General features: G+C 37.7%; 12 protein-coding genes. 9 read left to right on the forward strand and 3 right to left on the reverse strand.

Annotated elements, in window-relative coordinates:
* The first annotated feature begins 141 nt into the window (after window positions 1–141).
* From ACFVSH_RS18790 to ACFVSH_RS18805, 4 genes are all read left to right on the forward strand, one after another.
* On the forward strand, window positions 142–1,560 hold the full coding sequence (locus ACFVSH_RS18790; RefSeq protein ID WP_387596082.1) for a C40 family peptidase: 1,419 nt from the start codon (window positions 142–144) through the stop codon (window positions 1,558–1,560).
* Between the two features lie 200 nt (window positions 1,561–1,760).
* A complete protein-coding gene (locus tag ACFVSH_RS18795) occupies window positions 1,761–2,195 on the forward strand; it encodes a hypothetical protein (RefSeq protein ID WP_192208180.1) in 435 nt (144 codons plus the stop codon).
* Window positions 2,183–2,482 carry a YxcD family protein gene (locus ACFVSH_RS18800; protein WP_098371236.1) on the forward strand — a complete coding sequence of 100 codons (300 nt, stop codon included), beginning with the start codon at window positions 2,183–2,185 and terminating at the stop codon, window positions 2,480–2,482. The genes ACFVSH_RS18795 and ACFVSH_RS18800 overlap by 13 nt, the downstream gene beginning before the upstream one ends.
* A gap of 228 nt (window positions 2,483–2,710) precedes the next feature.
* The gene (locus ACFVSH_RS18805) at window positions 2,711–3,685 is read left to right on the forward strand and encodes an aldose 1-epimerase (protein WP_387707288.1); all 975 of its coding nucleotides are present in this window, start codon (window positions 2,711–2,713) and stop codon (window positions 3,683–3,685) included.
* Window positions 3,686–3,724: 39 nt separating this feature from the next.
* Here ACFVSH_RS18805 and ACFVSH_RS18810 read toward each other — a convergent pair whose 3' ends face one another.
* Entirely contained in the window at window positions 3,725–5,113 is a 1,389-nt protein-coding gene (locus ACFVSH_RS18810; protein ID WP_387707290.1) for an amino acid permease, read from the reverse strand.
* A 503-nt stretch (window positions 5,114–5,616) separates the two neighbouring features.
* Here ACFVSH_RS18810 and ACFVSH_RS18815 point away from each other — a divergent pair.
* From ACFVSH_RS18815 to ACFVSH_RS18825, 3 genes are all read left to right on the forward strand, one after another.
* A complete protein-coding gene (locus ACFVSH_RS18815; RefSeq protein WP_098371233.1) occupies window positions 5,617–5,784 on the forward strand; it encodes a YezD family protein in 168 nt (55 codons plus the stop codon).
* A 171-nt stretch (window positions 5,785–5,955) separates the two neighbouring features.
* The gene (locus tag ACFVSH_RS18820) at window positions 5,956–6,741 is read left to right on the forward strand and encodes a serine hydrolase (RefSeq protein ID WP_387707292.1); all 786 of its coding nucleotides are present in this window, start codon (window positions 5,956–5,958) and stop codon (window positions 6,739–6,741) included.
* 86 nt (window positions 6,742–6,827) lie between these two features.
* A complete protein-coding gene (locus ACFVSH_RS18825; protein ID WP_387599385.1) occupies window positions 6,828–7,442 on the forward strand; it encodes a YdcF family protein in 615 nt (204 codons plus the stop codon).
* A gap of 33 nt (window positions 7,443–7,475) precedes the next feature.
* Here ACFVSH_RS18825 and ACFVSH_RS18830 read toward each other — a convergent pair whose 3' ends face one another.
* The gene (locus ACFVSH_RS18830; protein WP_387599388.1) at window positions 7,476–7,736 is read right to left on the reverse strand and encodes a hypothetical protein; all 261 of its coding nucleotides are present in this window, start codon (window positions 7,734–7,736) and stop codon (window positions 7,476–7,478) included.
* Window positions 7,737–8,014: 278 nt separating this feature from the next.
* Between ACFVSH_RS18830 and cspC the strand changes: the two genes are divergently transcribed.
* Complete coding sequence (cspC, locus tag ACFVSH_RS18835) at window positions 8,015–8,215, forward strand: cold shock protein CspC (RefSeq protein WP_010331195.1); 201 nt, start codon at window positions 8,015–8,017, stop codon at window positions 8,213–8,215.
* A 125-nt stretch (window positions 8,216–8,340) separates the two neighbouring features.
* Here the strand turns inward: cspC and ACFVSH_RS18840 are convergent, their stop codons facing one another.
* Window positions 8,341–8,508: a hypothetical protein gene (locus ACFVSH_RS18840; RefSeq protein WP_179086028.1), complete on the reverse strand. Its 168-nt coding sequence runs from the start codon at window positions 8,506–8,508 to the stop codon at window positions 8,341–8,343.
* An 830-nt stretch (window positions 8,509–9,338) separates the two neighbouring features.
* Here ACFVSH_RS18840 and ACFVSH_RS18845 point away from each other — a divergent pair.
* Window positions 9,339–9,935, forward strand: coding sequence for a matrixin family metalloprotease (locus ACFVSH_RS18845; protein ID WP_387707294.1), 597 nt, complete (start codon window positions 9,339–9,341; stop codon window positions 9,933–9,935).
* Window positions 9,936–10,041: the final 106 nt, after the last annotated feature.

The raw sequence follows: 10,041 nt of genomic DNA on the forward strand, positions 1-10,041 counted from the left end.
TAATATAATCACAACTTTAGAAGATTACATAAATAGTAAAAAAAATAGAGAAGAGTTCCCAGCAATTTATTTTGACTAATGATTTTTCTTAGAGAAAAAGAAGTGGGTCGATGGAAATGCAAGGGGAGGAAAGCAGGGGAAATGAGTTTGAAGAAAAAACTTATCGTATTGAACACGACAATTATGCTTGGATTAGGGAGCGCTTTTGCCATACCGTCTGTAAAAGCTGAATCTATCTCGGATATTCAATCACAACGCACAGGAATACAATCGGATATTTCAGAGGCAGAACAAGTTATTCAGGAATTGAAAAAAGAACAAACGAAGATGAATGCACAAATTGCCCAGATAGAATCGGCAATGAAAGAAAATGACCAAAAAATCAAAGATACTAAACAAGAAATTAAAGACACCGAAAAAGACATAGATTCTTTAAAGAAAGAAATTAAAGCGTTGGAAGAAAGAATCGCAAAACGCGAGGAAGTCTTGAAAGAGCGCGCGCTTTCATTCCAAGAGAGCGGCGGGGACGTAGAGTACCTGGAAGTTGTTTTAGGTTCTAAAAGCTTTGGTGAATTCGTTAATCGTGTTGGAGCGGTAGCCACCATCGTGGAAGCTGACCAACAGATTCTAAGAGAACAGGAAGCGGATAAAGCTGACTTAGAAAAAAAACAAGCGACTGTTGAGAAAAAATTGCAAAGCCTAAAGGATATGGAAGTAGAACTTAAGGGCATGCAATCTCAAATTAAAGATCAAAAAGCTGAAACTGTCAAAATGAAGGAAATCGTTGAAAAGAAAGAATCGGAAACAACGGCCCTAAAACAATCTTTAGAGAATAAAGATGCCGGTTTAGAATCACAAATTGCGTCCATTCGTGAAAATATCAAAAAAGAGGAAGAACGTAAAGCAGCAGAGAAAGCGGATCTTGACCGTGCTGCTGAAGAAGTGAATTCTTCAAATTCTTCCAATGATGGATCATCGAGTTCTTCCAATGACGGATCATCAAGTTCTTCAAGTAAAGAATCAACAAGTGCTTCTAAAGCTGAATCGTCAGCATCTGGTTCGTCTAAAGGTGAAGCATCATCTAATTCATCTAAAAGCAGTTCCGTTGATAAACCTGCAGCAGCTAGTAAGCCAGCAGTAAGTAAAACTGAAACATCAAGCAAGCCTAGCAGTGCAAATACAGGCTCTGCCATTACAGCCGGTTATAAATATATCGGTAACTCCACTTATAAATTTGGTGGCGGAAGAACGGCATCCGATATCGCTAACGGTCTTTTCGATTGTTCAGGATTCGTTGCATGGGCTTATAAACAAGCTGGTGTGAACCTTCCAGCAAATACGGGTGCATTGACAAGTGCAGGACGTCAAGTATCCAAGAGTCAAATGCAACCTGGAGATTTAGTGTTTTTCAATACCTACAAAACTGATGGGCATGTCGGTATTTATGTCGGCGGCGGCAAATTTATCGGTTCCCAAAGTTCAACAGGTGTTGCGATCGCCAATATGGAAAGCGGATATTGGGCAAGTAAATTCAACGGCCGTGTCGTTCGTGTAAACTAATCGTTCTTTAAGTAAGCGGGGGAGTAAATGCCCCTGCTTATTTTTTTTGAAAAAAATCGAAAAAAATGAAACTTATTTTGAAATTGAACGTAAATACTATAAGATAAAACAAGGATAGGTGATGTGGACTTTCAGTAAATCTGGGAAAACATTTATAGAATCAACATTCCATACTATTAAACGGAGGCAAAAAAAACATGATGAAAAAATTTATGGCTGCATTACTTACAATTACACTAGCATTCTCGCCAGTCGGCACTTATGTATTCCAAGATCATTCGGAGTCAGTCGATGCAAGGGGTTACAAGTCCGGAAAAAGAAGTTTTAACAGCAACAACAATAACAAATCGAATTTCCAAAATAAAGAAACTAAGAAGTCCGATGCTACTACTGCTAATAAAGCCAAGACTGGAAATACATTCTCAAAAGGCGGCTTAATGAAAGGAATTATGCTAGGTGGACTGGCAGGTTTACTTTTTGGTAGCCTATTCGCCAATATGGGAGCCCTTGGTTCTATACTTGGTCTATTAATCAACGTGTTAGCGGTCGTTGTATTAATCGTTGTAATCCGTAAAATATTCACATATTTCAAAGATAAGAAGAAGAAAGAGGATACAAACCCATGGAGAGGCTAAAGATTTCCGAACAAGATATCATCAATGCGGTTTGTGTTTACATTGCCCGTAAAAAACAGGTACAACCCAATGAGGTAGAAGTGGAGTTAATGTTTGATGATGATTATGGCTTTTCGGCGGAAGCGTTCGTCGATGGCCGGAAACAAGTGTTAATTACCATCAACTTGATAGAAGCGCTTCGCTTATGGCTGGATGAATATATGAATAAAGATCCATACTCTGGTATTGAACTTGTATTGGATGATGAAGAAGGCATAGTGGCTTTAGTAAGTGAAAGTAATAGATAAGGAAAAAAGGATGCCGTAACGGCATCCTTTTTTTATTTAATAAGGCACAGGGCGATCTATGCGGAGGAAAAGGTTAAAAAAGAAATAGAAAAATAGTAAAGCTAACTAAGCAAAATCCTAGATTACCAACACTTATTTCAAACTCAAAAATATATATTTTCCATTTGTTGCAAAAAACGGTCCGTGGAAGTAGGATTGATATATGTTCAAGTCAAAGGAGGAGAATTAGTGAAAGGTTATATTGAAGATATCATTTTTTTAAATGAAAAGGCCATAAAGTTCGGCAATGAAAAAGTGGAAGCGATAATTGCGCCATCTTTAGGAAGCAATCTGCTTTCGTTGAAGTACAAGCACAAGGATATTGAGTTGCTGCGCACTCCGGATAGCGTGGAAGAGTATAAAAAAGCTCCCATTTTATATGGAATGCCAATCCTGTTTCCTCCTAATCGGATTGAAGGTGGTCAATTTACATATAAGGGGACTGTATATAAGTTTCCAATCAATGAAATGAAAAAATCCAATCATATTCATGGTTTTTTGCATGACAAGCCGTGGCAAGTCTGCAAAAAGGAAGTGAACGGGAAAGCAGTGGTCATTAATACTGAATTTTCAAGCAGCGATTTTGATCTAAAAGGCAGCTTTCCACAAGATATCATTGTGAATATGTCTTTCTCTTTAAAGGCAGAAACATTGGAAATACAATTGGAAATCACCAACAAGGGCATTGAACCCTTTCCATGGGGAGCAGGTTATCATACCGTATTCAATTTTCCATTTGGAACAGGGAGTAAATTGGAGAATTGCAGAATATCACTTCCTGTCAATAAACATTGGGAGTTGAATGAAAGGTCATTGCCCACTGGTGCAATTCATGAAACGGAAAATACATTGGAAATCCAAAATGGTATTAGTTTGGACGGCAGGCAATTTGATGACATATTTGGCTATGATGAGGAAAGAGCGCTGGAAAACGAGTGCATACTTACTGACCAAGAGGCTGGCATACAGGTCATCTATCATGTCGATCGACATTTTAAGTTTTGGGTATTGTTCAACCAGCAGGGGTTTGTCTGTCCCGAACCATATACATGGGTAACGAATGCTCCTAATTTGGATTTGTCTGCAAAAATGACTGGATTGCGGGAGTTATGCTCAGGGGAAACGGTTCAGCTGAAAACTAGATTGATTATGAAAGATATATAAAAAACACCTTGGCATCCATAAGTGCCAAGGTGTTTAAGGTTATGCTTTTTTTCTCATCCATAATGGGTATAGGACGATTCCGAATACATATAATGCTATGCCAAGTATGAATGTATTCATATCAGCTGTACCTGTCTTGATGACCCAGATCGAGTAAATTAACGCCAGGATGGTAATGATGCCATCACGTACCCTTGAGCCTTTCATGATGTCATAGGTTTCCCCAGTCATGACTAATTTCAATTGATACAGAACCGAAGCAAGATACGGGATCAAGTAAGCGAGTGTAGCGACAATCATCGAGAATTGATAAGCTTCCAAAATCGTACCCGAAATAGTGGAGAATAAGAATATCTGTGTCATGATATTTGTTATTGTCATAGAACGGACGGGTGTGCCATTTTTGTTCGCTTTCGCAAAATAGGCCGGAAACAGGTCCGATTTCGCTGCCTGGTAAGGAACCTCTGATGCAACGACAATCCATCCGATTGTAGATCCCAATAAGGAAATGACGGCAAGAGCAGCCATTAAATACGTACCGCTTGAACCAACTACAGCTTGCAATGCGTCAACAAGCGGTTTTTGAGATATTTTCAAATCGTCTTGCGATATGGCACCCATCGTCAATAAAGTAATGCCGATATAAATGGCAACTGCGATAAGTAAACCAAGGATCGTCGCTTTCTTTACATCATTTTGTGACTTGGCGCGGTTTGACAGCATGACTGCGGCTTCAATACCGATGAAAGCCCATAATGTTGAAATTGCAGCAGCATTCACTTGATCACCTAAAGAGATTGCAGATCCCGCCTTATCATAAAATTCAGCTCCGTTCCCTAGGTTGGAAGTATCGAAAATGAAAATCGTGATAATGATGAAAAATAAGAATCCAAGCACTTTGGTAACCGTGGCAAAAAGATTCATTTTCCCAGCGCTGTTAAAACTTCTTACCAAGATTGCCTGAATCCCCCAAAGGGCAACGGAACATACCGCAAATGTTAATGCTTTACCCAGTTCAAGTTGAAACGACCCGGCTGTATAAATCACTTTCGCACTATGCATCACCGGGAAAAACGTTGATAGGTAACCAGCAAATGAAATGATGACAGAAGCTGTCGCAGCCCAATTCGCAGCCCAATAGCCCCATGCCATGCTATAACCTGAAACCCTTCCTTTAGCAGGGGATTTAAATAATGATTGAGCATAACTTTGCGGTCCAGCTTTCAAATCAGGTTTCCGCACTGCCAGGTTACCAAACACCAAAGCTATTAGAAAAACTCCCAGTCCAGTAACGATCCATGCCAATGTGGCCCCGAATGGACTGGATACCTGTGCTAATTGAGCAGGGAGCATGAAAATTCCGCCGCCGACCATATTCCCAATAACGAATGTGGTCAAAATCAATAAACCCCATTTTTTATTTACCATTTATATCGAACCTTTCTTAAATAGGTGTGTGTTTATACCGACAACTTATACTAAAATAGTATATCTCAAATAGTTTAGTTTGGTAAAGTGGTAAATAAGTAAAATGTAAAACGCAGACTAATCAGAAAATTATAATTTTCATTGACAAAACGAGGGAATTGGATTATATTAGTAAATACCAAGTTAGTTGGTAAGAATAATGTGGTTTTCCTTTGGTTCGTGTTTTTCAATAACATATGCAACTCCTAAATATTGCCGATTAGTCAACTAAAGGCACCCTTACATCTACTTCTGATAGATGGCGGGTGCCTTTTATCTTTTATTAGTGAGGGGAGGGGAATGTGGAGTTCCTATTAACTGGCTATTCTTATACGGAAAGTAATGTGAGGATATGATAGGTAAACCAACTTCCTCAAGAAAACATGGAAAGCGGGAAGCGTACGGGCGCTTTAAACAGTAGGCATGAAACGAAACTTTATTACCAGTAGTGAAGGGGAGATATTATGGAAAAGAAAGAAGAATTGAAAATCAGGCATATCATTTCAAGCTTGGAAGATCTGCAATATGGATCCGTGATAATAACCATACATGATGGTGAAATCACACAGGTGGATACAACCGAGAAGAAACGATTCCCATTAGTGAAGGGCAGGGCAGTTAAATCCAGATGAATATTCGTTAGTAACGGGGCTTTCGATATGAAGGCTCTTTTTTATGCAAAAAATTATTCAATTAGAATTTAGAAGAAGATTGTACTGCATTCAACATGGTAGAATAAGTTAGGGGATAAGGGAGTTTTTTATAGGGATTTAAATGATATCTAAGGGAGGAACAGGAAATAGATGACCTTACAAACTATAGAACATGATATCTTGGCATTAATTGAAACATTTAATGGGAAAATCGCATATAAAATTGAAAATGGTCATGGGGAAACGATTGGATACCACGAGAATGAATCCTTTCAATCAGCGAGTCTTATCAAAATACCGATGATCATCGAAGGTTATCGTCAAAGTGAACAAAAGAAAATCTATTTGAATCAACCAGTGACCATCCCGCCTAATGAAGTGACAGGGGGATCTGGGGTTCTGCATGTCTTATCGAATAAAGTATTTTTAACTGTTGAGGATTTATTGACATTGATGATAACTGTTTCTGACAATACATCCACGAACATGATGATGAACCTGCTGGGATTTGAGGAAATTAATCAATGCATCAAGGATCTTGGTTTGAAAAACACTGTCCTTGAACGAAAAATGCAGGATTTTAAGGCATTAAAAGAAGGGCGCGACAATACCATATCGGCGGAAGATACGATTACCTGCCTGAAAGCGATACATACAGGAAACTTTTTAACGAAAGAAAGCCAAGAAAGAATATTGCGTGTATTTGACAATCAACAATTAAGGGATAAACTTCCTTCACTGATGGGCAAAGGGGTCAAGGTAGCAAGCAAAACTGGTGGAATTCGCGGAGTTTCCCATGATTGTGCAATCATTCGTTCAGAAACACAAACAGTCTATGCTGCAGTTCTTACTGAAGATATGAAATCAGAGGAAGTGAGCCGTCAAGTGATCAGTAAAATTGGAAAATTGATATATGATGATATTGTCGCAGAATAAACAGTCAGTTTGAATATTTTTGGAAGTGCGGAAGTCTTTCGTGATTTCACGCTCTTCGATTTTGGCTATAGAGGGGTCAGTGAAGAATGTTAAATGAAAGGAAAATGAAGCGGGGAAAAACCTTGAAAAGCGCGATGAAATTGGGCGTAATGAGTGTTGTTATATTACTGGGGTATTTTGGTTTTTTACACATGAAAATTCAAGAAAGCATTCACCAGCAAATTCCTGAAAATGCCGATTACCTCATTATTCTTGGAGCAAGGGTCAAAGGTTCGGTTCCATCATTATCCCTACAATACCGGATTGATAAAGCTGCAGAATATTTAAAGGCCAATAAACAAACAGTGGCCATTGTATCTGGCGGAAAAGGACCGGGGGAAGATATATCGGAAGCGAAAGCAATGCAACAGGGGCTAATCGCCCAGGGAATTGAAGATGCGCGCATCATGATGGAAGACAAATCTACAACAACTCACGAGAATATTGTTTTCTCAAAAGAACTCATTCCTGATACAGCAGCTACAGGATTGATTGTAAGCAATGACTTTCATATCTACCGGGCAGTTGAAATAGCAAGAAAAGAAGGCTTGGACATGAAGGGGATGCCGGCAAAAACACCAAAAGTGTCACTGTTGAAATCATATACCCGTGAATATCTTGCAATTACCAAATACTATTTATCAGAGTTGATTGGGAGGTAACATCCAGAGGCTAAAGATGGGAGGTTGCTTTCTTTACTCAACTTCCACGACAACATAAGGAACTTCCCAGAAGTCTTTCTCTTGATATAGCTCCTTAAGTGTCTTAAAAACGGGAAAACCCGTATAGGAAATCTCGACTTGTTCATCAGCATCCACTTCTTCCACATCTATATCATCAACAAAACCAAGTTGATCATTGCTTTCCATTAAATAAAATCCGAGTGCCTCATACCCGCTATAGGCTACAATTACCTTACTGTCAAAACCGTTATTGGATACCTTGTAATATTTCATTGATTGACCTCCTTGTTGATCATCCTTGGTACTGTTTCTTATTACTCTGATATACCCATTTATTAATATCTGAATCATTAAATTGGATAAATAAAGAAAATGGGAAGGAGAAAAGAACTGAAGCCGTCTTTAAAATATCACTGGATAATTTGCTATCTTCATCAATTCATGTTACTCTAATAAAGAATTGTTTTTGATTGTGGAAGAGGATACTGATTATTTTCCAAATGATTAAAAATAGTAATACAATGTGTGTTATGCACTAGGAGGCAACAACAATGGAACAAGGTACAGTTAAATGGTTTAATGCAGAAAAAGGTTTTGGATTTATCGAACGTGAAAACGGAGACGACGTATTCGTACATTTCTCAGCTATCCAAAGCGAAGGCTTCAAATCTTTAGACGAAGGTCAAAAAGTAACTTTCGACGTTGAGCAAGGCGCTCGTGGAGCTCAAGCAGCTAACGTTCAAAAAGCTTAATTTCTAAATTAAATCGTAACCGATATGAACAGACTTCCTCAATGGGAGTCTGTTTTTTATTATGCTAAAAAATGAAAGCGAAAAAAATCCCACTCTGAAATGAGTAGGGTTTTAGTGACTTGTCATTAAGCTTTTTTTAATTCCTCTTCAAAGAAAAAAGTAGTTGGATGTTCTTTAACAGTGTAAGAATATCTCTTCATGTTTTTTACATATGCCCATTTATTAATGGTTACTGATTCATTAGTATCCTGAATAGTTACTGTTTCACCAGTATTATACTTATTGCTTCTCAATTTAGCCACCCTCTTTATTAATAGTATAACATATTTGCGAATGAAAGATGTGTTCAAGATGTTCCAATGATATGTTGGGGTTGAAAAATCAGGCTATGTATACGGAACTAGCCCAATTATTTTGGCTGTACAAAACTAAAAGCCTGAGGGTGATTATAAAGGTGCATAAAAAAACAGCCAATGTTCCGAAGTAATTCAGGAATCATTTGGCTATATATCTGAAGAATTCAAGAATTTCAGTTATTTAAAACGCCCAATCCCCATTACGGAAGACAGGTTCCGAAGTGCCGTCCTGTTTGATGCCGTCGATGTTGGCTGGAAACGTTGATATATAAGGGTTTTGTGGATATTGAAAGAAAGGATAAAAATGGATAATGACAAAAACGCTTTTTTTATGACCACTGCGTGCTTCAAAAATTTTATGGACATAACTTCCGAAAATGGTTACATCTTGTCAACAGGCAAGAAAATTTGTATTGGAACTCATCAACTTTGAAGGGAAAACACTAGATGAACTTATTGATATATACCATTTTATTTTGATAAGGAAATAAAAGAACTTTCCAAGAAAATTAGGTGATATGTCTGCCGTCTTCATATCGCCTTAATAGGCTTATTCAGTTGGTTACAGTGTAATAAATGTCTAAGATAAACTTATTAATTTATTACACTGTAATTATTAATGTCAAATATAAAAGATGATTTTAATAATATAGATAATCGTTATTTTCATATTTTTCTCAATTTTTGGTAAAAACAGATTACTTATACATTTAAAGATAGTTATAAAATGTATATGTAACATTTTCAAAAAAAGAGGAGTGAATTTTATGAGAAGACTTATGAGGAATAGCGTATTATTAAGCACCATTCTTGTTTTTCTGATACCAGTTAGTGCAAATGCTTATAATACATTTAAAGGGCATAAAATGACTTCAGGAATTGGAAACCATGGTAAAAGTACAAAGTTTTATTGCGTTGATTCATCTGCAAGTACGTACTCTACAAAAATAGCAAATTCATTTGACAGGTGGATATATTCTTCCGAATATGCAGGAATATTAACCCCAACATCTTATAAAAAGACAACAACTAAGAGTGCTAGCACTATTGATCATTATCGCGTAAACTCTCTTTCAAATCTTGGAAAAGGTGTTGCAGGAGTAACTTATTTTTATGTTAACCAAACAAAGAAGGTTCTTCCGCAAAATCAAAACTGGTACTGGTCAAAGATTCAATTAGCCAAAGATGTACTAACTAGCTATCCCAAATACCAACAAGTAACTATTAGTCATGAAATTGGGCATGCTTTCGGTTTAGCTCATACGAATAATCAGCTGATGCATCCAAACGTAAATGCTGCCTATGATTTAGGAATTCAATATCCTAGGAAAGATGAGTATAACGGCATAAACTATCTTTATTAAAGGCTGATTTCGCATACTTTGTTGCTATTTATCAAGTAAAGAGGTGTGGTCGATTTCCCCTCCAGATGCTCGCTTTCCGCGGGGCGGGCGGTGAGCCTCCTCGGCG

Source organism: Peribacillus sp. NPDC058002, from assembly GCF_042886655.1.
GTDB lineage: Bacteria > Bacillota > Bacilli > Bacillales > DSM-1321 > Peribacillus > Peribacillus aracenensis.

Bases quoted from the DNA above. Each gene is read 5' to 3' on its own strand.
- ACFVSH_RS18830 (WP_387599388.1), bottom strand. From the start codon at position 7,736: ATGAAATATTACAAGGTATCCAATAACGGTTTTGACAGTAAGGTAATT.
- ACFVSH_RS18845 (WP_387707294.1), top strand. From the start codon at position 9,339: ATGAGAAGACTTATGAGGAATAGCGTATTATTAAGCACCATTCTTGTT.
- ACFVSH_RS18820 (WP_387707292.1), top strand. From the start codon at position 5,956: ATGACCTTACAAACTATAGAACATGATATCTTGGCATTAATTGAAACA.
- ACFVSH_RS18825 (WP_387599385.1), top strand. From the start codon at position 6,828: ATGTTAAATGAAAGGAAAATGAAGCGGGGAAAAACCTTGAAAAGCGCG.
- cspC (WP_010331195.1), top strand. From the start codon at position 8,015: ATGGAACAAGGTACAGTTAAATGGTTTAATGCAGAAAAAGGTTTTGGA.
- ACFVSH_RS18815 (WP_098371233.1), top strand. From the start codon at position 5,617: ATGGAAAAGAAAGAAGAATTGAAAATCAGGCATATCATTTCAAGCTTG.
- ACFVSH_RS18810 (WP_387707290.1), bottom strand. From the start codon at position 5,113: ATGGTAAATAAAAAATGGGGTTTATTGATTTTGACCACATTCGTTATT.
- ACFVSH_RS18795 (WP_192208180.1), top strand. From the start codon at position 1,761: ATGAAAAAATTTATGGCTGCATTACTTACAATTACACTAGCATTCTCG.
- ACFVSH_RS18790 (WP_387596082.1), top strand. From the start codon at position 142: ATGAGTTTGAAGAAAAAACTTATCGTATTGAACACGACAATTATGCTT.
- ACFVSH_RS18800 (WP_098371236.1), top strand. From the start codon at position 2,183: ATGGAGAGGCTAAAGATTTCCGAACAAGATATCATCAATGCGGTTTGT.